Origin of the sequence: Pseudomonas sp. SL4(2022), from assembly GCF_026625725.1 — a bacterium.
In the GTDB taxonomy this organism is placed as follows: domain Bacteria; phylum Pseudomonadota; class Gammaproteobacteria; order Pseudomonadales; family Pseudomonadaceae; genus Aquipseudomonas.
The window spans coordinates 3,709,297-3,732,872 of record NZ_CP113060.1; the positions used below are offsets into that span (position 1 = coordinate 3,709,297).

10 protein-coding genes are annotated in these 23,576 nt (G+C 57.8%); 4 read left to right on the plus strand and 6 right to left on the minus strand.

The genetic code is table 11. The features are described 5' to 3' along the window. Window positions 1-309 precede the first annotated feature (309 nt). Window positions 310-12,186 (plus strand): retention module-containing protein, encoded by an 11,877-nt coding sequence (locus tag OU997_RS17625; protein ID WP_267807815.1) that lies wholly within the window; start codon window positions 310-312, stop codon window positions 12,184-12,186. Between the two features lie 112 nt (window positions 12,187-12,298). On the opposite strand, the gene OU997_RS17630 is transcribed toward OU997_RS17625, so the two are convergent. After that, a complete protein-coding gene (locus OU997_RS17630) occupies window positions 12,299-13,177 on the minus strand; it encodes a DUF6685 family protein (protein ID WP_108488217.1) in 879 nt (292 codons plus the stop codon). Between the two features lie 225 nt (window positions 13,178-13,402). Here OU997_RS17630 and OU997_RS17635 point away from each other — a divergent pair, with 225 nt between their 5' ends. Next, on the plus strand, window positions 13,403-13,624 hold the full coding sequence (locus tag OU997_RS17635) for a DUF2835 domain-containing protein (protein WP_108488223.1): 222 nt from the start codon (window positions 13,403-13,405) through the stop codon (window positions 13,622-13,624). A gap of 90 nt (window positions 13,625-13,714) precedes the next feature. After that, window positions 13,715-14,749 (plus strand): quinone-dependent dihydroorotate dehydrogenase, encoded by a 1,035-nt coding sequence (locus OU997_RS17640; RefSeq protein ID WP_267807818.1) that lies wholly within the window; start codon window positions 13,715-13,717, stop codon window positions 14,747-14,749. 170 nt (window positions 14,750-14,919) lie between these two features. Here OU997_RS17640 and rmf read toward each other — a convergent pair whose 3' ends face one another. Next, complete coding sequence (rmf, locus tag OU997_RS17645; protein WP_090255928.1) at window positions 14,920-15,135, minus strand: ribosome modulation factor; 216 nt, start codon at window positions 15,133-15,135, stop codon at window positions 14,920-14,922. A 425-nt stretch (window positions 15,136-15,560) separates the two neighbouring features. Between rmf and rlmKL the strand changes: the two genes are divergently transcribed. Next, the gene (gene rlmKL / locus OU997_RS17650) at window positions 15,561-17,834 is read left to right on the plus strand and encodes a bifunctional 23S rRNA (guanine(2069)-N(7))-methyltransferase RlmK/23S rRNA (guanine(2445)-N(2))-methyltransferase RlmL (RefSeq protein WP_267807821.1); all 2,274 of its coding nucleotides are present in this window, start codon (window positions 15,561-15,563) and stop codon (window positions 17,832-17,834) included. Window positions 17,835-17,867: 33 nt separating this feature from the next. Here rlmKL and mnmC read toward each other — a convergent pair whose 3' ends face one another. Genes mnmC through OU997_RS17670 form a run of 4 tightly spaced genes read right to left on the minus strand, consistent with a single transcriptional unit; the run spans window position 17,868 to window position 23,568 of the window. Then, window positions 17,868-19,844 (minus strand): bifunctional tRNA (5-methylaminomethyl-2-thiouridine)(34)-methyltransferase MnmD/FAD-dependent 5-carboxymethylaminomethyl-2-thiouridine(34) oxidoreductase MnmC, encoded by a 1,977-nt coding sequence (gene mnmC, locus OU997_RS17655; RefSeq protein ID WP_267807823.1) that lies wholly within the window; start codon window positions 19,842-19,844, stop codon window positions 17,868-17,870. 11 nt (window positions 19,845-19,855) lie between these two features. Then, on the minus strand, window positions 19,856-20,353 hold the full coding sequence (gene greB / locus OU997_RS17660) for a transcription elongation factor GreB (protein WP_108488213.1): 498 nt from the start codon (window positions 20,351-20,353) through the stop codon (window positions 19,856-19,858). Between the two features lie 33 nt (window positions 20,354-20,386). Further along, entirely contained in the window at window positions 20,387-22,885 is a 2,499-nt protein-coding gene (locus tag OU997_RS17665; protein ID WP_267807824.1) for an ABC transporter permease, read from the minus strand. Further along, window positions 22,885-23,568: an ABC transporter ATP-binding protein gene (locus tag OU997_RS17670; RefSeq protein WP_267807825.1), complete on the minus strand. Its 684-nt coding sequence runs from the start codon at window positions 23,566-23,568 to the stop codon at window positions 22,885-22,887. The genes OU997_RS17665 and OU997_RS17670 overlap by 1 nt, the downstream gene beginning before the upstream one ends. Window positions 23,569-23,576 lie beyond the last annotated feature (8 nt).

Here is a 23,576-nt window from a genome sequence, read left to right on the forward strand (position 1 = left end):
TACTACGCATATGAGAAAAAAATCTTATGCAGACTGCGAAAACCAGCACATTGTTTTCAATCAGAAGCCGTGTACTTCGTGCTTTTCGTGGGTTTACGCGGCTAAAACAAGCGGTCAGATACACAAAGGGGCGGGATCTTGCTGGTGCGGTAAACGGCGCGGGTTGGGGTGACATTTTTTTGTCGTTAGAGTTTTTAAGTTTTACGTCGTTGTGATCGGCCAGTGGTTTTGTTCTCTCCTTGAAAGGTATTCCGGCCTTTTTTGGCATACGTGTCGACGGTGGTCGACAGCTGTAGTGAGGATGGAATCATGGCTACTTTGATTGGTGTCGTCAGCCAGGTTATCGGCGAAGTCTATGCAGTAGCTGGCGATGGAACGCGTCGGCCACTCAGTGATGGTGATCGAGTATTTGCAGGGGAGCAGATCGTTACTGGAGTCGCTGGATCTATTGCGGTTGCCATGAGCAATGGACAGCAATTAACGCTGGGGCGTGACAGCAGTCTGAACCTCATCGAGCAGATGGTATCTGCAGGTGGCAATCCGGCAAATTCTGATGCGGATTCGACACCGGCGACCCCGAACGATGGGGAATTGACCGATGTGGAGCAGCTGCAGGCCGCTATTGAGGCTGGCGTAGACCCTACGCTGGAAGGTGAAGCCACTGCGGCTGGTCCAGGCGCTGGTGGTGCAGGTGGTGCCGGTGGCGCAGGCGGTGGCCATTCTTTTGTGTTGCTGGGGGAAACGGGTGGAGCCTTGGATCCGATCATCGGTTTTGCGACCGAAGGTTTGGATAACGGACCGGAGTTCCCAGACCCCGATCCTGTTGATGTTGATGAAGCGCCAGATTTCAGCCCAGCCGTTGATGTGCAGTACGAGGATGTGGGCGGGACTGTTTTTGCAGGACCGGTGGTGGTGGATGAAGAGGGACTGGAAAATGGGAGCAACTCAGCAAGCAATGCTGAGCAGGCCAATGGCAGCATTCTCATCACTTCGCCTGATGGCGTTTCTGCTTTGCAGGTTCAAGACGTTGATGGCAACTGGATAGATGTCACCGTTGGTGGTGTTTTACAGGGCCAGTACGGCACGTTGAGTGTTGATGCAACCGGTAATTGGACATATACGCTGACCGGCAACACGTTCGATCACACCAATCCCAATGCTACAGGCGCTGATGATCAGGTCACTGATCGTTTTGCTGTGCGCGTGTTTGATCTGGATGGTGATGTATCTCCAACGGCCTTTATCGATGTTCTCATTAATGATGACGGACCAGTGGCTTCCGTCAGTGAGCAAGCTGGCGAGTTGCCCTCTGTCCTGGTGGACGAAAGTCTGGAGACCCTGGGCGGTGCCTTGGGCGATGGTGTGGCCTCGGCGGTCTTGAGCGCGGCTGTTGTGCAGTTGCAGTTTTCCAGTGTGTTCGGTGCCGATGGTGCTGCCGCAGGCGATGCCGGCACGGTGTACAGCCTGGAACTGAGTGGGGAGGGTGTGCCGAGTGGGCTGTTTGCCGTCAATGCGGATGCTCCGCAAGGCAAGGGCGAGTCCATCGTTCTGAATCAACTCGGCAATGTCATCACTGGCAGTGCCGGTGGTGTGGATTACTTTACCCTGACTATCGACCCAGTCAGCGGTGCTGTGACCTTGGATCTGCTGGATAACATCTGGCATGACAGCACCACGGATGCCGATGACCGCGAAGTGCTGAGGTTGGCGGAAGATGTCCTGCTGCTGACGCAGACCGTGACCGATGGTGACGGCGACAGCGACAGCGCGTCGATTGACCTTGGCGCTGCCGGGGCATTCAGCTTTGAAGACGATGGCCCATTGGCTCAACTCAGTGAAGAGTCTCGTCAGCTAGTCGCTAAACCGGTGGATGAAAGTCTGGCGGTTCTAGGTGGCGTCTATTCCGATGGCAATGCTTCTGCTGTCCTGAGTAGCGAGATAGTGCAGTCGCAGTTTTCCAGTGTGTTCGGCGCTGATGGTGCTGCCGCAGGCAATGCCGGCACGGTGTACAGCCTGGAGCTGAGCGGGGAGGATGTGCCGAGCGGGCTGTTTGCGGTCAATGCGGATGCTCCGCAAGGCAAGGGCGAGCCCATTGTTCTGAATCAACTCGGCAATATCATCACTGGCAGTGCCGGTGGTGTGGATTACTTTACCCTGACTATCGACCCAGTCAGCGGTGCTGTGACCTTGGGTCTGCTGGATAACATCTGGCATGACAACACCACGGATGCTGATGACAGCGAAGTGCTGAAGTTGGCTGAAAATGCACTGCTGCTGACGCAGACCGTGACCGATGGTGACGGCGACAGCGACAGCGCATCGATCGACCTTGGTGCTGCCGGGGCATTCAGTTTTGAAGACGATGGCCCGCAGGCATGCATCCATTTGAAAGGTCCATGGGCACAGGTCGTACATGATGAAAGTGCGGGGCAGCAGAACTTCTTCACTTCCTGGTGGAAGCCGGGAGACTGGGACAATGATGTCAGCTCAGCTTCTGTTTTCGATGGTGTGAGCAATAAAGGCTCTGACATTGATCCTGCTGGTTTTGCCCGGAGTCTGACGCCAATTGTCGGTACTTTCGGCAGCAGTTATGGCGCGGATGGCAAGGGCAGTACTGTGCTCAGTCTGGAACTGAGCGGTGCCCAAGGCAGTGACTCGGGCCTCAGAACCACCGATGGCAAACCGATCAACCTCTACCTTGAGGGTGCGTTGATCGTGGGGCGTGTTGCCAGTGGCGACGCTGTTGGGCCAGCAGCCTTCGCGGTGGCCATTGGTGGCGATGGTTCGATCAGTGTGGCCCAGTACATGTCACTGAAGCACCCGGCTGGTGGCAGCAGTTATGACGAAGCCGTGAATCTGATTGGCAAGATCAAAGCAGTCGTGACTGTCACCGACGGCGATGGTGACGTGGCAGTGGATAAGGTCAGTATTGGCCATGTGATCGGTTTTGAGGACGATGGCCCGCTTGCTAGCGTCAAACTGATTCAGGGGGCGATCGTTGTACATGACGAATCGCCTGCGCTGCAGAATGCCAGCGCAACACCTGCTGCTCCTGAGGATGCCAATGACCATGACAGTAATGGCGTATCCGGCCTGTTCAATAGTGTGGTCAATAGAGGTGGTGATCTTTCCCCTAAAGGTTATGCGCAAAGCAATGGTCCTTTGGTAAGTACCGCTGGCAGCAGCTATGGCCAGGATCAGGAAGGTGCTACTTCAAAACTCAGCCTGGCGATTGTTGGGGGTAATGGGGTTGATTCTGGGCGTACAACCACTGCGGGTTTCACCATCAAGCTGTACATGGAAAACGACCTGGTTGTCGGTCGTATTGTGGGTGGGCCAGATAATGGCAAGGCAGCCTTTGCTGTTGCCATCAGCGCGGATGGAACGATCAGCGTGGCGCAATATGTCTCGCTGCAGCATCCTACCGGTGGCAGTAGCTATGACGAAGCGGTAAGTCTCGCAGGCAAAGTGCAGGCAGTACTGACGGTGACCGATGGTGATGGCGATGTTGCGATCGACAAGGTCCAGATCGGTAGCGCTATTCGTTTCGAGGATGATGGCCCCAGCGCGAACATTAATCTCAAAGGCCCGTGGGTCGACGTCACCCACGATGAAACGGCTGGATTGCAGAACTTCTGGACGACCTGGACGCCCGGTGATATCGGCGATGATGATGTGGCGTTCCTGTCAGCGTTTAACGGTGTGGCCAATAAAGGCACTGATATCACCCCCGCCGGTTATGCCAAAAGCACGACGCCTGTAGTGACGACCCAGGGCAGCAGCTATGGCGAGGACGAAGAGGGGGCTACCACCCAGCTCAGCTTGCTGGTCAAAAATGGCAATGGAACAGACTCTGGCCTGAAAACCACTGACGGCCACACCATTACGCTGCATCTAGAGGGTGCCTTGATCGTTGGGCGTATTGTTGGTGGCGGCGATACTGGCAAGGCTGCGTTTGCGATAGCCATTGGCGCAGACGGTTCATTGAGTCTGGCTCAGTATGTGTCGCTGCGGCATTCGCTCGGTGGTAGCAACTATGACGATGCCGAAACACTAGCTGGCAAGATTCTCGCCGTGGTTACAGTGACCGATGGCGACGATGATGTAGCGGTCGATACAGTTGATATTGGCAGCGTGATCCGTTTTGAGGATGACGGCCCCACCGCTTGCATCAGCCTGGTACGGAATGCGTCTGTGACCCATGACGAGTCAGCAGGCCTGCAGAATGCAGTGCTGACTCCCTCAATTGTGGGGGATGCAGATGATAACGACGTGGCGGATCTGTCTGCCTTGTTCAGTGGTGTAATGCATCCGGGCACTGATCTCGGTACAACCGGTTATGCGCAAAGCGCCACTTCAGTGGTGAGTACGGCAGGGAGTTCTGTCGGCCAGGACGAGGAAGGTGCGACGTCCGTGCTTAGCCTGGCTCTGCAGGGGAGTAATGGGCAAGATTCCGGTCTGAAGACGACTGACGGTTTTACCATTCGCTTGAGTGTTGAAGGCTCACTTGTCGTCGGCCGAGTGGATGGTGGCAGCGAGAACGGAAAAGCTGCCTTTGCCGTTGCAATTGGCAGTGACGGCAAGTTGAGTGTGGCGCAGTACATTTCCATTCAGCACCTTGATAGCGGCAGTGCTGATGAAGCCCGGACACTCAGCGGCAAGATCAAGGCCGTATTGACCATTACTGATGGTGATGGTGATGTCGCGGTGGACAAAGTCGATATCGGCCATGTGATTCGCTTCGAGGATGACGCCCCAAGCGCCGGTCAAACCACGGCTGCGCTTGTGCTGGATGACGAAGGCCTGCTTGGTGGGATCAATGGTGGCCCGGCAGACACCCTAGGAGCCGCTACGAGCACCAGCGGTAATCTGGTGTTTGCAGCAGGGGCTGATGGCTTGAAGTCACTTGCTCTCAGTGGGCCGGCAACGCTGGGCACTGAAACGGTTTCTTCCAGCTGGGATGCCGTGAGTCATACGCTAACCATTAGCAGCTCACGTGGCTCGCTGGTGACCGTTGTATTGACCAACCCCGCTACCGGTGCCTACACCATCAACCTGTTGAAACCGTTGATGCACCCCGCAAGTGGCACTGAGGACAATATCACCCTGAATATTGGCTACAAGGTGACGGACGGTGATAACGACACAGCGACCGGTTCACTGGTAGTTAGTATCGACGATGACACGCCGACCATTCAGGCAGGCAACCTTTCTACCGATTCGTTTGTGACGTATCACGGCACTGATGCCAGCTATGCCAATAGTTATGGCTACTACATCAAGGGCGCCGATGGCACGCCACAGACTGGGAAAGTAATCTGGGCCAATGTGCAGGATCAGGTCGATGGCGATACCTCTAGCCTGGCTGGACTCAACCCGGCCCAAGTCGGCTTCTTCATCATCCCCAATGGCGGCGCCAATAGCGGCTTGATCAATGGTGCTGAACTGACGTTCCAGCAGGTGGCGGGTAAATGGACAGCGTTCCTTGGCTCAACGGCGTTGACCGGTGATTTGGGGGCCAATGTCTTGTTCAGTGATGCCGCCCTCAATCCAGGTGGCTCACACCTGCAGGACAACAGCGGCGTTGGCAATCAGAACTGGGAGGATGTGACCACTGGCTCTGATTATGACTACAACGACGTCAGCACAAATGTCACTTGGGGCAGTGGCTTGCAGCTGCAGGTTGATGAAACACGCCTGGATATTGATGTCAGTGCCAATTTTAGCGGCGTCTTCAATGTGCAGCCCGGAGCGGATGGGCTGCAACGCCTGAGCTACCAATTCGATGTCAACGACAGTGACAGTGGGCTGGTCGATACCCTTACCAATCAAGCCGTGATGTTGAGTGTCAATGAGTCTGGTGTACTTGAAGGGCGCACGGCGGGTAGCGGTGAGCTGGTATTCAAACTCAGCGTTGATACCGCGGGTAAAGTCACCCTCGACCAACAGCGCGCAATTTTCCACAACACAGTAGATCCTGATGAGGCCAGGTTCCTTGGCTTAGGTCATATCTCACTCACCGCCACAGTTTTAGATAAGGACGGAGACTCTGCCAATGCCAGCATCGACCTGGGGGCAGTGATCAGTTTCCGCGATGATGGTCCGCGTTCGACGCCAAACAGCCTTGTGCAATTGGATGACGATGATCTCCCGGCTGGGTTGCCTGGCGGCACTGGCGACGATGGCGTTTCGCCCTTGCAGGGCATTCTCGGGCATGATTTTGGAGCAGATCGCGCGGGCAGTGTGCAGTTGCTTGAAAGTGGAACAGCCCCAGCTGGTTTCAGCTATGTGAAGGATGGTGACGACCTCTTGATCAAGCAGGGCAGCACCGATGTACTGCGTATCGAGTTGGATATCATCACGGGCGAATACCGGGTTATCCAGTTAGCAGCCATTCGCCATGAGGCTGGTAACAACGAGAACAATATCGGCTTTACCTTGAACTACCGCGTTACCGACAAGGACGGTGATTACGCTAACGGTATGTTGCAGATCGACGTGGATGACGACACGCCAACGGCCAGTCATGTCACTGCGGCCAAACCCCTGGACGATGAAGGCTTGCCGGGTGGCATCAATGGCGGTGACGCTGATGTTGCGGAAGCCTTGACCAGTATCAGCGGTTCTCTGGGTTACAGTGCAGGGGCTGATGGACTCAAGAGCATTGTGCTCAGCGGGCCACTTAGTCTGGGCAGTGAAGCTGTTACCTCAACCTGGCATGCAGCCACAAACACGCTGAGTATCAGCAGTGTTCGCGGGCTTCTGGTTAACGTAACGCTGACCAATCCGGCTACGGGGGCTTATACCGTCAATCTGTTGAAACCGTTGATGCACCCTGTTGCGGATACTGAAGACAACATAACCCTTAATATTGGCTACAGGGTAACTGACGGTGACGATGACCATGTTGATGGTTCTCTGGTCGTCACGATTGATGATGACACCCCCACCATCCAGGCCGGCAACATTGATACGGGCTCCTATGTCACTTTCTATGGCACGGATGCGGGTTACGCCAATAGTTACGGGTATTACATAAAAGGCCCTGATGGTTCCCCCATCAGCGGCAAAGTGATCTGGGCAAATGTGCACGATCAAGAGGCAGGCGATACCGCCAGCCTGAATGGTTTGGACCCCAACAGTGTTGGCTTCTTCATCATCCCAAATGGTGGGGTCAACCCAGGCTTGGCTAATAATACTGACCTGACCTTCAAACTGATTGAAGGCAAATGGACCGCGATGCTAGGTGGGAACCCGCTGACCGGCGCAGATGGTGCCAATGTGCTGTTCAGCGCAGCTGGGCTCAATCCTGGCGGTTCACACCTGCAAGACACCAGCAACGCAGGGAATCAGAACTGGGAAGACAAGACTGAAACGTCTGACTACGACTACAACGATGTCAGCACCAGTGTTACCTGGGGTTCATCGTTGCAGGTTGACGAATCGAATTTCGATGTTGATGCCAAGGCCAATTTCAACGGTGTATTCAATGTTCAGGCTGGCGCCGATGGCCTGAAGAAAGTCGATTATGAGCTGACCGTACAAACCACTACCACCGGTCTGGTTGACACGCTCACTAACAAGCCTGTCGTGCTCGGTGTCAATCCTGCTGGCGTAATAGAAGGGCGCGCGGGCACAAATGGTGAACTGGTGTTTACCCTTTCGGTGGATGCTGGCGGCACTGTCACCTTGAATCAAGTGCGCGCGGTAATGCACCCCACCGGTGATGCGAATGAAGCCAAATTCCTTGGCGCAGGGTATGTCAGCCTGAAAGCCACTGTTACTGACGGCGATGGAGATACCCGCAGCGCTAACCTCGACATCGGCAAGGTCGTCAGCTTCAGGGATGATGGGCCATTGGCCGTTGATGACAATCCAACCGAGCTGGTGGAAGGCAGTGCGGCGGCTAGCCAAGTCTCTGGGAGCGTTCTGGACAATGATGCTGCTGGTAATGATGGCGGCAAGGTTTTTGTGGCCTGGGATAATGCTGCCAATGGCGCAGCGATAGCCGAATTGGCCCGCTACGGAACTCTGGTGCTTAACCATGCCAGTGGTGGCTATAGCTTTGTTCTGGACAACAGCGATACGGATGTCATCAACCTGCTTGATGGTCAGACCATCGCCCAGAGTCTGAAGTACAGCATGCGTGATGCGGACGGGGATATTTCTACCGCCAAGCTGACCATCACTATTGTGGGTAATAACAGTGCTCCAGAAATTAGTGTTGATCCGGTGAGTAACCAAGTCTTCGAAGCGGGGCTTGATGGCAGCGGAACTGAAGCATTGAGTAGCAGTGAGTTTGCTGTGGGTACATTCAAGGTCTCTGACCCCGATGGCCTGAGTGAGATCCTGGCGGTAACCATAAATGGACAGGAAATCCTGATCGGCGCTCTGGGCACTAACAACCCAATAATTGGGAATCACGGCACTCTGACTATAACGGCTTACGACACGGAGACAGGTGTTGCGCAATACCGTTATGAGTTGACGGAGCGCACCGAGAATGTACCTGGCCCTGAGCAGGATGAGTTTACGTTGACCACCCGTGACGCATCAGAAACCTCTGCGCCGGCCAAGCTAACTATCGACATTGTCGATGACGTACCGATCGCTAAGGATAATTCGATCTGCGTTCCAGAAACGGGGTTGCCACCGTTCAGTGTCACCCTGATTATCGATCGATCCAGCAGTATGTCTTCCTTGGTAGAGGCCGATATTGACGGTGATGGTGACCTTGATACGGTTTCCAGGTTGCAAGTCGCGAAGCAGGCATTGGTCAATTTGATTGATAGCTATGTGTCGCTGGGTGTACCCGTTAACTTCAATCTCATTGGTTTCAGTAGCAACGCCAGCATGCTTTATGAAGGAAGCAATGCGGCGGCTGCCAAAGCGGCGATCCTTGATCCCGGTCTGAGCCCCAATGGCACGACTAATTACGAAGCTGCACTGAACCTGGCGAAAAGTGATCTTGAAGATGAACTGAGCCCCGGTGGCGAATACCTCCCCGGTTATCAGCACAAGGTCTACTTCCTCTCTGACGGTGAGCCGTACCCAAGCAGTAACGATGCCCCGGCCAGTTGGAAACCCTTCGTCGACAGTAATGGCATTGACGTCATTGCTGTGGGTATTCAAATCCCTGACGGCTCTGATGCGGAAGGAGAACTCAAAGAGGTCGCCAATGGCACTGAAGAGGCCGTGCTGGTGCAGAATCCAGATGAATTATCTGCCGCTCTCGATGCCACTGTGCCTGATCCGGTTACGGGTAACCTGATCACCGATGTGGACGCTGTGGCAGGCGCTGATCTACCAGGAGCTGACGGCCCGGTTACGGTGACACATATCAGCTTCATTGTTGCTGACGCGTCGGCTTACCAGGATGGTAGCGGTAATGATGCCGATAGCGTGGCCAATCTGGGCGCAGGACAGTTTCTGGTCACCTACAAGGTTGAGGGGGGCACGACTGGATTAATTGACACCCCTAAAGGTGGCTTGCTCAAAGTCGCGGGGGACGGGACTTATACCTACAGTGCACCCGCCAATGTCGCAGGGGATAGCCAAGAGGTTTTCACCTATAGCGTCAAAGATACCGATGGCAGCAGTTCTGAAGCCAAGCTGACTGTGTGCATCGAGGATGGTGCACCGGTGGCACGGAACAATACCGTCAGTGTTGAGGAAAGTGGTTTGCGTCCATTCAGCCTCACCCTGATTCTGGACCGCTCAGGCAGTATGGATGATGACGTCATTAAGGCCGATCTGGATGGTGACGGTACTCTGGAAAATACAACTCGGCTGCAGGTAGCGAAACAGGCGCTGGTGAATTTGATTGACAGCTATGCTGCACTGGGTGATCTGGGGCTGCTCAATATCAACTTTATTGCCTTCAGCGAAAATGCCTCATTGCGCTATGAGGGCAATGATCTGCTTGCGGCCAAGCAGGCCATTCTCGATGGTTCTCTGGGGGCCAGCGGCAGCACTAACTACGCTGCTGCACTGAATATGGCGCGCAGTGAGATTGAGGATGAAATGACCCCAGGTGGCTCTGAGTACCTGGCGGGCTACCAGCACAAGGTCTACTTCCTGTCTGACGGTGAGCCAAACCCGAGCAGTGCAGATGCGCCGGATGACTGGCAGAGCTTTGTCGATGGTAATGGCATTGATGTGATTGCCGTCGGGATTCAAATCCCCGACGGCTCCGATGCAGAGAATGAGCTCAAAGAAGTCGCAAATGCTCGCGAGGAAGCTGTACTGGTGCAGAACCCGGCTGAACTCTCTGCCGCGCTCGGTGAGACAGTGCCCGGAACAATTGATGGCAACGTGATTCTGGATGTGGATAGCGTGGCTGGGAAAGACCTACCAGGCAATGATTTGCCTGTGACGCTCACCCAGATCAATTTTGCTGTAGATAATGCAAACCTGACGTTGTTGGCCCAGTATCAGGGGCAGGGCGCTACCTTGGTGGTTGGTTCCACAACCACGATGGTGACTTTCAATGTTCCGGCAAATGGCAGCGATCTGATTATCGAAACCCCATTGGGTGGTACGCTGAGCATCGATAAAACAGGCTCTTATCATTACAGCTCACCAGGTAACGTTGTCTCAGGCGTACAGGAAGTTATTACCTACACGATTGCTGATAGCGATGGTGATGCTTCCAGTGCAGATCTGATTATCAATGTAACGGACAGTGTTCCCCTTGCAGTCAATGATGTTCGCAGTCTGAACGAAGGTCATTGGGCCGTGGGTACTGGCAATGATCTCTACTCGGCAGTGTTTGAGGTAGACGGCAGCTGGAGTGTTACTCCAGTGTCTCAGTCCCTGACAGGTGGTGATATTTCCAACACACCCAATGGTGGTCAGAAATCCAGTGATTCGTCAGGGTTTACTGTCGTTGCAGATACGGCTCATCCAGTTGAGATACGTTTTAACGCCACCGTTAATGATTTCAACAGTGCCGACCGTTGGCAGGCTCAGGTATTCAAAGTCGGTTCTTCTTCTCCTGTTGCTGAGCTGCTGGGGCAGACTGGTAGTGTGGCGAACAAAACCATCGGCGGGATAACCGAGTCTGGAGCCTATTACGTAAGGTTTACAGTGTTCGATAACTCCACCAGTAACCGTGCGGATCTTGATATCAGTAGATTCTCTTACAGTAGTTACAGTTACACCCAGCCTAGTACTCAAACAGTGAACGTTACTGCACCGGCACTGATGTGGGTCGCAGCCATGCTGAGTGGCAATCTACTCGCCAATGACCAACCCGGTGCCGATGCAGGTCTCAAGGTCACTGCCGTTGACGGTGTTGCAGTTGTGGTCGGTGGGGTAAGCATTGCTGGGGACTACGGCACGCTGCAAATAGCCTCTAATGGCCAGTACACCTACACACAGCATCAGCAGGACTACCACACAGGTGCATCGGACAGTTTTTCCTACAGCATTGTTGATGCTGATGGCAGCACGTCCAGTGCGATACTGACTATTAACCTGGCGGATCATAATTACCCTGCAACAGCTTCGAACAGCAGTGATTTCATTGGGGGTGAGGATGTCAATGACACCCTGAATGGGCTGAACGGCAACGACATCGTCTATGGCGGCGCTGGAAACGATACCCTCAGTGGTGGTTCGGGCAATGATCACCTGGTAGGAGGCGCTGGAGACGATATCCTCAACGGTAATGACAACAACGATATTCTTGAAGGCGGTGCTGGCGATGATCAGCTCTATGGCGGCGCAGGCAGTGATGCGCTACTCGGAGGGGCCGGTAATGACAATCTGCTGGGCGATGCCGACGATGACATTCTGATTGGAGGTCTGGGCAACGACACACTGACCGGTGGCGCCGGCAAGGATGCTTATGTATGGCGCGCTGGAGAGGAGGGTGGTGTGGATCGGGTGTTTGGTTTCTCGGTCGACATTAACGGTATCGGTTCTGACATGCTGGATCTTTCAGACCTGCTTTCGGGACTCCCAGATCAGCCCGGAGCCAGTGCATTGAGCAGCTACCTGAGTTTTGGTTTTGCCAGTGGCAGCACGACAATCAGTGTGGATAAAGCTGGTGATGGAGGGGCTGTCGATCAGACGATCGTGCTTGAGGGTGTAGATCTATCCAGCAGTGCGTATTACGGCAGTGCAGACACCGCGGCCATTATCAGTGGAATGCTCGATGACAATGCTTTGAAAGTAGCGTGATAACCAGGTCGGGTGTTGGAACAGATTTGACACCTTCATGAAGACTCCGCCACTCTGACCGGTGGCGGTTTTTTATCCCATGTGTTTAAGGGGTGTTTGAGTAACGCTCGGTCTAGCTGTGCAGTTTTTGTAAATATCCCACCACGTCGGGTGCCCCGGCCAGACGCAGGCCTTCCCCCAGGGCAGTGGCTTCGGCTGAATGTTTGGGAAGAAGAAGGAACTCCGGTGACCCAGGACCGCCAAGTTGTGACAGGCGCGCATAAGGCAGGCCGTTATCCAGCAGCAGGGCCATAAAGGCGGGGTCACTCCAGGCCGCATTGGGCATGGCCAGTACATGATAGCGCTGCTGTAGGCTGTTCAGGCCTTGTTCGCTGAGGTGGTAATGACTGATCACCGCAGGCAAGTTGACCTCAAGCTCGCGTCGCCGCGCATAGGCAATCGCACAGGCGAAGGCCTCATTGTGGTGATCGCCAGTCCAGAACACTCGCTCACCGCGCCAGCTTGCCTGGCTCAGGCTGATGCACTCACCGGCTAAAAAACGCGGTAGTGCGAGGCTGATGGTTTTGACGAAATCCTTGTAGCTGATGATGCGAATTTGGCGACAGCTCTCGCTGGCGGCAAAGGTTTCGAAGCTCTGCTGCTCGGCTTGTTGTGGGCTGCAGGTGGAGAGGCCATCAATCAGGCGTAGATCGAAGGAGCTTAATGGCTGCTCATGGACTTCTACTACGCGCACGAGCATGGCGTGAGCCTGTGCCTTGTCTTCCTGAACCGGTCCGGACAACGCACTGCGGGGCAGATCGACCAGGCGATGCAGCTGCGGAGCGTTTTGCCAGCAGATGTTTTGGCGTGGGACAGGCAGGGGGCTAAAGGGGAGGCGTAGGTGGCTGGCACGTTCAAGTATCTGGCGTTGCCCGCGACCAATAAGGCCTAGCCGTTGCGCCAAAGCACCAAGGCGTGAGCTGAGGGTAGAAGGCTGCTCAGACAAACTCATGGCCAGGTACAAACTCCATAATCACCGTAAGCAGTTTGGCAGACGCTGCAAGGCGCTGCACAGGCTTTATCGGCGGTTTGGGCAGGTATTTTAAGGTTTATATAGCATGGGTGACGGTCCGACAGGACGCCGCAGGTGGTACCAAGAAGGGATGCCGGCCATTTTTTACCGGGCAGGCGCACGGTGTGTGGCAAGATTGCTGCAGTCAGTTGCAAAGGTGCCTCCATGCCCAGTCTGGTGTTTGATATTGCGTTATCGGCCGAGCGCTTGCGCGTGGTTTATCAAGGGCGTGCCAACCGGATATTAGTGCAAAGTCGCGACGGGCGGAGTGTCAGTGTGCCGGCTCACCATTTCCGCCCCTTTCTGACCCATGACGGTGTCTATGGTTCCTTCGAACTTGAGTTCAGCTTGTCCGGTGAGTTACTCAGTCTGCGCCGCCTGGGCTGATCTGGGCTGATAGTGCCGTGTGCCTCGCCTATCAGCTACGCAGGCGGCTATAATCGCGGCCTTTGTAACTTTATCGAGCTAAGCCTGCCCATGTATACCCTGGCCCGCGAGCTGCTGTTCAAACTTTCCCCCGAAACCTCCCATGAACTGTCCATCGACTTGATCGGTGCCGGTGGTCGTTTGGGGCTTAACGGCTTGGTGACCAAGAGCCCAGCCGCGCTGCCGGTTAAGGTGATGGGACTGGACTTTCCCAATCCGGTCGGTTTGGCGGCTGGCTTGGACAAGAACGGCGACGCCATTGATGGCTTTGCACAATTGGGCTTCGGTTTTGTGGAAATTGGCACCGTAACGCCGCGTCCGCAGCCGGGTAACCCCAAGCCACGTCTGTTTCGCTTGCCTGAGGCTGAGGCGATCATCAATCGCATGGGCTTTAACAACCACGGCGTCGATCACCTGCTGGCCCGTGTGCAGGCAGCCAAATACAAAGGCGTGCTGGGCATTAATATCGGCAAGAACTTCGATACCCCAGTCGAGAACGCGGTGGATGACTATCTGCTGTGCCTGGACAAGGTCTATCAACACGCCAGCTACGTCACCGTTAACGTCAGCTCGCCGAATACCCCAGGGCTGCGTAGCCTGCAGTTTGGTGACTCACTTAAACAATTGCTCGAAGCCCTGTGTAAGCGTCAGGAAGATCTGGCTGCCCAGTACGGCAAGCGTGTACCGCTGGCGATCAAGATCGCGCCGGACATGAGTGATGAGGAAACCATCGAGGTGGCCAATGCGCTGGTTGAAGCCGGTATGGATGCGGTGATTGCCACCAACACTACGCTGGGCCGCGAGGGTGTGCATGGCCTGGAGTGTGCCGACGAGGCCGGTGGATTGTCCGGTGCACCGGTGCGTGAGAAGAGCACGCACATTGTTCAAGTATTGGCCACTGAGTTGAAAGGCCGTTTGCCGATCATCGCCGTGGGCGGGATTACCGAAGGCAAGCATGCAGCTGAGAAGATCGCCGCAGGTGCCAGCCTGGTACAGATTTACTCAGGCTTTATCTACAAGGGGCCGGCATTGATCCGCGAAGCGGTCGATGCGATTGCGGCGCTGCCGCAAAAGCCTCAGGCCTAAACCTGGGGTCAATAAACAATGGCGTGGAGCCATTTTTAACGTCGCTTCGCGACGGCCCTAAGGGTTGCTCCCATGAATGGCAGGCAATAAAAAGGGCTCCCTAAAGGAGCCCCTGGGCTCGCGCCCGCCGCTCGGATGGAGCGCGCATGGTGAGTCGGTAGGTTCCTGAATCAGCCGACAGCGTGAAGTTCGTTGAGTCGATGGATGCCGGCGGTGCCGGTCATGCCGTCCCAGTTGTCACCGCGCCCTTCGCGCCAGCCGTTTAACCAAGCTTGGCGGACAGAGGGGAGGGTAAATGGACAGAGTTCGCGGGATTTGCCACTGATGCCATATTGATAGCCGCGCAAAAAAGCTCTTTCTAACGGATCACGCTTAAGTCTTCTCATAGGGTGAAGCCCTCAATGTTGACTGTTATGTCCCTTAGACCTTGAAGCAAGGTCAGGCAGAAATGGTCTGCCTACGGAGTCCGCTGCCGGCGTCGCGAGCCTCCTTGCAAGCACCATTGCGGTGCTGGCCTGAGTAGATTTCTAACGAATGCGTGGGGGCCTGTGAATGACCGTTTCGTCATAAGGCCGTAACCTTTTTGCTGGTCAGGCCATAAGCCGCCATGACCAGCGCCTGGATTTTCCGCTGCAGCGCCTATGCTGTGGGCGTATGCGTCGGGTGTGCTGGTGTTGTGCTATCGCGAATGTGTAGCGATTGAGATTGTTGTTTATTCCGACGAAGGGTCGCGTTGCGACGCTTTGTCACTTATTTTGGCCGTGCTGATTTGTCTGCGCGCCGTTGATTGCCTTAGGCACTGGAAACTCCCATGTCGGATCGTTACGAACTCTTCCTCACTTGCCCCAAGGGCCTTGAAGGCCTGCTGCTTGAAGAAGCCAGCGGCCTCGGCCTTGAAGACGCACGTGAGCACACCTCTGCCATTCGCGGTATGGCCGACATGGAAACCGCCTATCGCTTGTGTTTATGGTCGCGCTTGGCCAACCGCGTGCTGTTGGTGCTCAAGCGCTACAGCGTGCAAGACGCTCAGAGCCTGTATGAAGGCGTACTGGAAGTGGACTGGTTCGAACACCTCGAATCCAGCGGCAGCCTGGCGGTGGAGTTCAGTGGCAATGGCTCGGGCATCGATAACACTCATTTCGGCGCACTGAAGGTCAAAGATGCGATCGTCGACAAGCTGCGCCTGAAAGACGGCACACGGCCTTCGGTCGACAAGCTCAACCCGGACCTGCGCGTGCACCTGCGTCTGGATCGCGGCGAGGCGATTCTCTCCCTCGATCTCTCTGGCCATAGCCTGCACCAGCGCGGTTATCGTCTCCAGCAGGGCGCCGCGCCGCTGAAGGAAAACCTCGCTGCCGCCGTATTGATCCGTGCCGGCTGGCCACGCATCGCTGCCGAAGGTGGTGCACTGGCGGACCCGATGTGCGGCGTGGGTACTTTCCTGGTCGAGGCGGCGATGATCGCCGCCGACATCGCACCGAACATGACCCGTGAGCAATGGGGCTTCAGCAAATGGTTGGGCCACGTGCCCGCCTTGTGGAAGAAAGTCCATGCCGAGGCCGAAGAGCGCGCAGCAGCGGGCATGGCCAAACCACCGCTGTGGATTCGCGGTTATGAGGCCGACCCACGGCTGATTCAGCCGGCGCGTAATAACATCGAGCGTGCCGGCATGGGTGATTGGGTCAAGGTGTATCAGGGGGAAGTGGCGACCTTCGAGCCGCGCCCGGATCAGAACCAAAAAGGCCTGGTGATCTGCAACCCACCCTATGGCGAGCGCCTGGGTGATGAGGCCAGTTTGCTGTACCTCTACCAGAACCTCGGCGAGCGTTTGCGTCAGGCCTGCATGGGCTGGGAAGCAGCGGTGTTTACCGGCGCGCCGGACCTGGGCAAGCGCATGGGCATTCGCAGCCACAAGCAATACGCCTTCTGGAACGGCGCGTTGCCGTGCAAGTTGCTGCTGATCAAAGTGCAGCCCGAGCAGTTCGTCACGGGCGAGCGCCGTACCCCTGAGCAGCGTGAACGCGAGCGCGAACAGGCCGAGGTCGATAAGGCACCGCTTGCGCCGCTGGAGCGTCAGTACAACAAGAACGGCAATCCGATCAAACCTGCGCCAGCACCGGCGCCTGTGGTTGAACAGGCGCGCTTGAGCGAAGGCGGGCAGATGTTTGCCAACCGCCTGCAGAAAAACCTCAAGCAATTGGGCAAGTGGGCGCGTAAGGAGGGCGTTGAGTGCTACCGCCTGTACGATGCCGACATGCCGGAATACGCCATGGCGGTGGATTTGTACGGCGATTGGGTGCATGTGCAGGAATATGCCGCGCCCAAGTCGATTGATCCTGAGAAAGCCAAGGCGCGCATGTTTGATGCCATCGCCGCGATTCCGCAAGCGCTGGGCGTCGACAAGAACAAGGTGGTGATCAAACGCCGCGAACGCCAGAGTGGCACCAAGCAATATCAACGGCAGGCCACGCAGGGGCAGTTTCTGGAGGTCAGCGAGGGCGGCGTGAAGCTGCTGGTCAACCTGACCGATTACCTGGACACCGGCCTGTTCCTCGATCACCGGCCGCTGCGTTTGCGTATTCAGCAAGAGGCTGCCGGTAAGCGTTTCCTCAATCTGTTCTGCTACACGGCTACCGCCACTGTGCATGCCGCCAAGGGCGGCGCACGCACCACCACCAGTGTCGATCTGTCGAAAACCTACCTGGATTGGGCGCGGCGCAACCTGTCGCTCAATGGCTATTCGGACAAAAACCGTCTGGAGCAGGGCGACGTGATGGCCTGGTTGGCCGAAGACCGTGGCGAATACGAGCTGATCTTTATTGACCCGCCGACCTTCTCCAACTCCAAGCGAATGGAAGGCATCTTCGATGTGCAGCGCGATCACGTACAGCTGCTCGACCTGGCCATGGCCCGTCTGGCCAAGGACGGGGTGCTGTATTTCTCCAACAACTTCCGCAAGTTTGAGCTCGATCAGAGCTTGGCCGCGCGTTATCAGGTTGAAGAGATCAGTGCCTCGACCCTGGATCCGGATTTCGCCCGTAACCCGAAAATCCACCGCGCCTGGCGTTTCAGTCTGCGCGGTTGACCCATGTGCGCGCCTGCTGACAGGCGCGCCGGGTTAAGCCTTGTTGCGGATCAGTGCACGCAAGGCGAAGCGATTGGGGTGGCAGGCCTGGGCCACATCGGCAGGCACGGGCAGCGGTTCGTTATTCAGCCAGGCGGCAATCAGCTCACCGGACAGTGGCGCGGTGATCAGCCCCCGTGAGCCATGCCCGCTGTTGATATACAAGCCGTCGAGCCAGGGGCAGGGCGTATTCGGCACTTGCCGGGCATCCTTGCCGAGTACTGCATAGGCCTCGACAAAGGCGGTGGCGTCAGCCAGTGGGCCGACAATCGGCAGGTAGTCCGGGCTGGTACAGCGAAAGGCGGCGCGGCCTTGCAGGTGTTCGGGATCGAGTGCCGCCGCGTTTAGTGCGCCGCAAAGCTCGGGCGATATCTCGTCCAATAACTGCAGGTTGCTTGCGTGATCGGCGCTGTTCAGCGTCAGATCATCACTGTTGAAATCAAAGCTCGCCCCCAGGGTGTGTTCATCCTGGCGTGCCGGCGCGACGTAGCCCTCGGCGCATACCACGGTGTTCAATGCGCGACTGGCTGCGGTGGCAGGCAAGCGAGTGATCTGCCCGCGAATGCGTTTAAGCGGTAAGCCTGCGCTTTGGGTAAACCCCTTGATCTCCGCAGCACTGGCCAACACCACGACACTGGCGCTAGCCAGCAGCTGCTCGCCATTCCAGGCCTGCCATTGATCGCCTTCACGGCGCAGCTCCAAGGCCTCCTGATGCAGTTGCAGCTGGATGTTCGGCTGCTGGCTCAGCAGTGCGCACAGCGCCGGCGGATGCACCCAGCCCGTCTCGGGGTAGAAAAGGCCGCCAGCGGGCAGGGTTATGCCGGCTTTGGCTTCGGCGGCGCTTCTGTCCAGGTTTGTCAGTAGGTCGGCGGGGAAGGCAGCAGCAAGCTGCGCCTGGCGTTGCGCTTCCTTGGCATCAAAGGCCAGTTGCAGCACGCCGCAGTTGTCCCAGTCCTGCCCCTTGTGCAGGTGCTCCAGCACGCGACGCGTGTGGCCGTAGCCGCTGACAATCAAGCGTGACAGAGCGGTGTGATGGGCGGACAGCTTGAGGTACAGCACGCCTTGCGGGTTGCCCGAGGCTTCCTGGGCGATGGCGGCGTGCCGCTCCAATAGGGTGACCTGCCAGCCGCGCTGGGCCAGGCTGGCGGCAGTGGCACAACCGGCCAGCCCTGCGCCGATCACCAGTGCGCTGCGCTCGCCAACCGGCTGCTGTGGGCGGGCAAACCAGGGCTTTTCGGCGGTTTCAGCTGTACCGATAAAGCCGCCTTTTAGCACTTCCCATTTTTTTCCCAGGCCCGGTACGCGCTTCATCTTGAAGCCAGCCTCGTTCAGGCGGCGGCGTACATAACCGGTACTGGTAAAGGTGCCCAGGGTGGTGCTGGCGTGGGACAGCCTGGCCAGCTCGGCAAATAGCTCCGGCGTCCACATATCCGGGTTCTTCGCCGGGGCGAAACCGTCGAGAAACCAGGCGTCGACCTGGGCGTCCAGTTGACCGAGCAGCTCTAGGGCATCGCCGATCAGCAGGGTCAGGACGATACGCCCGTCAGCAAAAATCAGGCGCTGAAAGCCAGGGTGCAGCGCCACGTACTGCGCCAGCAGCTGTTCGGCGTAGGGCGCAAGCTCCGGCCATAAGGTCAGTGCACGCTGTAGGTCGGCTTTGTGTAGCGGGTATTTTTCCACGCTGACAAAGTGCAGGCGCGCAGTTGCCGTGGCGTGTTGCTCGAACAGCTGCCAGGCACAGAGGAAGTTCAGCCCGGTGCCGAAGCCGGTTTCGCCGATGACCAGTTGCTGATGAGCCGTCAGCGCGGCAAAACGTTCCGGCAGCTGGTTGTTGGCGAGAAACACATAGCGGGTTTCGGCCAGCGCATTCTCGTTGGAAAAGTACACATCAGCGAACTGGCTGGACAGCGGTTGGCCCTGCTCATCCCATTCAAGGTGTGCGTGCTGGGTGGGGGCTTCTGGGGTGGGCATGTGGGGCTCGGTCACGGGTAGTCGATGGCAACGATGTACCAGGTCTTCTCGCCAGTTGGCGTCTGTACCCGCACCTCGGCGTCCAGGCTCTTGCCCACAAGGGCGCGGGCCAGGGGGGAGTCGATGCTGATCAGGTTGTTTTTTAAGTCCAGCTCGTCGGGGCCGATGATGCGGTAGCGCGACTCGCTGCCGTCTTCATCTTCCAGAGTAACCCAGGCGCCGAAGTAGACTTTGTCCGGGTCGCTGGGGCGGGCGCTGACCACCTTGAGGTTTTCCAGGCGCTTGGTCAGGAAACGTACACGGCTGTCGATCTCGCGCAGCATCTTCTTGCCGTAGGTGTATTCGGCATTCTCTGAACGGTCGCCCTGGGCGGCAGCTTCACTGACCGACTGGGTAACCTGAGGGCGGCGTACATGCCACAGTTCATGCAACTCGGCACGCATGCGTGCCTCGCCCTCGGGGGTGATCAGGGGAGTGCCGGCAGAGCGGGGTGGGCGGTAGCGACTCATAGTTCAGCTTGTTGGGAGTGGTGCGCGAGTCTATCAGCCCTCGCGCAGCACCGTCAGCGGGCTGATATTCAAGGCGCGGCGCGTGCCAAGAACGCCTGCCGTACCGACCAGCAACGCACCGATCAACGGCAGCAGCAGTAGCCAGGGATGCGGCTGCCAGGTGAGGTCGAAGGCAAATCGATAGAGCAGAAAGCTGATCAGCTCACAACCAAAGGCCGCCAGCAGGCCGCTGGATGCGCCAAGCAGGCCGAACTCGGCACGGCGCGCCTTGATCAACAGTTTGCGTTCGGCGCCCAGCGCGCGCAGCAGAGCGCCCTGGCGAATGCGTTCATCTAGGGTGGCTTGCAGCCCGGCGAACAGCACAGCAAGGCCGGCCGCCAGCACGAACAGCAGGACAAACTCGATGGCCAGGGTGACCTGGGCGAGGATGCTGCGCAGTTGTTCCAGCAGCGCCTCGACCTGCAGCAAGGTCACGGCCGGGAAGGCACGCGACAGCTCAACCAGTTGCTTTTCGTACTGCGGCGGCAGGTAGAAGCTGGTCAAGTAGGTGACCGGTAGATCCTGCAGGGTGCCGGGCTGGAAGATCATATAGAAGTTGGGCTGGAAGTTATTCCAGTCCACTTCACGTAGGCTGCTGACCACCGCATCTCGGTTAAGGCCGCCGACGCTGAAGCTCAAGCGGTCGCCGAGTTTCAGTTGCAGGCTTTCGGCCAGTTCGGACTCCACCGATACGCCCGGCAATTCGCTGGTATTGGCATCTGTCCACCAGTTACCGGCGATCAAGTTGTTATCCGCTGGCAAATCCTCGGCCCATGTCAGGCTCAGGTCGCGGCGAATCGCGCGCTCGCCCTGGGATTCCTTGCTGACGATCTGTCGTACTGGTTCGCCATTGATCATCACCAGTCGACCGGGCACCACGGGGAACAATGGTGCGGGGTGCTGTGATACTTCATTAAGGCGAGCGGCGAAGGCGTCCTTGTCTGCCGGCAGGATATTCAGGGCGAAGTGGTTAGGCGCATTTTCGGGCAGCTGATCCTGCCAGGTGTCGAGCAGTTCGCCACGCAGCAAGGCGATCAGCGCCATGGCCAGAATGATCAGGCCGAAAGCCAGCGACTGTCCGGCTGCAGCCAGTGGGTGACGCAGCAATTGGCCCAGGCCCAGCCGCCAGGGCAGCGAAGCGCCGGCCAGCATGCGGCGTAGGCTCTGCAGGCCGAGCAGCAGCAATCCACCCAGTAGCAGTGCGGTGACCAAGCCGCCACCGAGCAGGGCGAAAGTCAGCTGCAGGTCGAGGCTCAAGCGCCACATGATCAGGCCCAGCGCCAGCAGAGCGGCGCCATACACCATCCAGGAGCTGGCCGGCACCGGCAGCAGATCGCGGCGCAGGACTCGCAACGGCGGCACACGGCCGAGTGCGGCCAGTGGCGGTAAGGCGAAGCCGGCGAGGGCGACCAGTCCTGTAGCCATACCGGCTAGCGCGGGCCATAGGCCACCGGGTGGGATCTGCGCTGGGAGTAGGTCCTGCAGCAGGTTGAACAGAGCCAGCTGAGCCAGCCAGCCCAGCAGTGCGCCGATCAGGCTGGCAGTAATCCCCAGCAGTGCCAGTTGCAGGCTGAACAGGCCGAGTGCCTGGTTACGGGACAGGCCCAGGCAGCGCAGCAGTGCACTGGCATCGAAACGCCTGGCGGCAAAGCGTGCGGCCGACAGGGCCACGGCCACCCCGGCCAGCAGCACGGCGGCCAGGCTGGCGAGGTTCAGATAGCGTTCGGCGCGGCCCAGGGCACTGCCGACCTGGCGATTGCCATCTTTGGCGTCTTCCAGGCGCTGGTTGGGGGCGAGGGTGATGCCCTGACGATACTGCGCCAAGGCATCAGCCTCGCCGCGCCACAGCTCCTGATAACGCACGCGGCTGCCGGGTTGCACCACGCCGGTGGCGGCCAGGTCGTCCAGGTGCATCAGCAAGTGCGGGGTCAGGCTGTAAAAGTCACCGGCTTCATCCGGGAGAAAGGTCAATACGCGGGTCAGGCGCAGGGTCTTGGCGCCGACTTCAACGCTGTCGCCGGGTTTGAGATTGAGGGCGACAAACAGCCGGGCTTCGGCCCAGGCTTCACCGGGCTGCGGGCCGGTGCCGATTTGTTCAGCGTCATACAGCGCGGCGGCACTCTTCAGTTCGCCGCGCAGCGGGTAAGCGCTGTCCGCTGCTTTGATGCTGGCCAGCTGAATGCCGGCATCGCTGGCTACCACGCTGGAGAACTCCACCAGCTGGGCATGTTCCAGCCCCAACTGTTTACCCGTGCTGATTTGCTCGGGTGTGCTGGGCGAGCTGCCGGTCAGGCGCAGGTCGGCGGCGAGGAATTCGGTGGCGCGTAGCAGCATGCCGTCATTCAGGCGTGCGCTGAAATAACCGATGGCCGTGCTGGCGGCGACCGCGATCAGCAAGGCGAAAAACAGCACGCGCAGCTCGCCTGAGCGGGCATCGCGCAGCAACTGACGGCTAGCGAGAGAGAGCAGGCGGGTAAATGGCAGCTGTTTCATCAGGGTTCCACGTGGTCGACCAGGTGGCCGCCTTCCAGGCGGATCAGGCGTTGGCAGCGGTGCGCCAGGCGCTCGTCATGGGTGACCAGTATCAGGGTCGCGCCGCGCTCCTGGTTCAGCTCGAACAGCAGGTCGCTGATGCGCTCCCCGGTATGGCTGTCGAGGTTGCCTGTGGGTTCGTCGGCAAACAGCACGGCAGGCTCGGCGGCAAAGGCGCGGGCGATCGCCACACGCTGCTGCTCACCGCCGGAGAGCTGGCGTGGGTAGTGGGTGAGACGTTGGCCCAGGCCGACGCGGTCGAGCAGGGTGCGGGCGCGCTGGCGGGCATCGGCATGGCCTTCAAGCTCCAGCGGTAGCATGACGTTTTCCAGGGCATTGAGGCTGTCGAGCAGTTGGAAGGACTGAAAAACAAAGCCCACATGCTCGGCGCGTACACGGGCGCGCTGGTCTTCATCAAGGACGGCCAGGTCATTGCCTGCCAGCACCACACTGCCGCTACTGGGGAGATCGAGCCCGGCCAGCAGGCCGAGGAGGGTGGATTTGCCCGAGCCGGAGCTGCCGACAATCGCCAGGCTGTCACCGGATACCAGCTCCAGCGACAGATCATGGAGTATGGTGAGTTCGCCTTCCGTGCTGGGGACCACTTTGCTAAGGTTTCGCGCGGTGAGAATACTTGAGCTCATGGAGAATC

What these genes read in the sequence shown, in the direction of transcription:
- rlmKL (WP_267807821.1), top strand. Translation starts at nt 15,561, where the DNA reads ATGTCGGATCGTTACGAACTCTTCCTCACTTGCCCCAAGGGCCTTGAA.
- OU997_RS17630 (WP_108488217.1), bottom strand. Translation starts at nt 13,177, where the DNA reads ATGAGTTTGTCTGAGCAGCCTTCTACCCTCAGCTCACGCCTTGGTGCT.
- OU997_RS17640 (WP_267807818.1), top strand. Translation starts at nt 13,715, where the DNA reads ATGTATACCCTGGCCCGCGAGCTGCTGTTCAAACTTTCCCCCGAAACC.
- rmf (WP_090255928.1), bottom strand. Translation starts at nt 15,135, where the DNA reads ATGAGAAGACTTAAGCGTGATCCGTTAGAAAGAGCTTTTTTGCGCGGC.
- mnmC (WP_267807823.1), bottom strand. Translation starts at nt 19,844, where the DNA reads ATGCCCACCCCAGAAGCCCCCACCCAGCACGCACACCTTGAATGGGAT.
- greB (WP_108488213.1), bottom strand. Translation starts at nt 20,353, where the DNA reads ATGAGTCGCTACCGCCCACCCCGCTCTGCCGGCACTCCCCTGATCACC.
- OU997_RS17625 (WP_267807815.1), top strand. Translation starts at nt 310, where the DNA reads ATGGCTACTTTGATTGGTGTCGTCAGCCAGGTTATCGGCGAAGTCTAT.
- OU997_RS17635 (WP_108488223.1), top strand. Translation starts at nt 13,403, where the DNA reads ATGCCCAGTCTGGTGTTTGATATTGCGTTATCGGCCGAGCGCTTGCGC.
- OU997_RS17670 (WP_267807825.1), bottom strand. Translation starts at nt 23,568, where the DNA reads ATGAGCTCAAGTATTCTCACCGCGCGAAACCTTAGCAAAGTGGTCCCC.
- OU997_RS17665 (WP_267807824.1), bottom strand. Translation starts at nt 22,885, where the DNA reads ATGAAACAGCTGCCATTTACCCGCCTGCTCTCTCTCGCTAGCCGTCAG.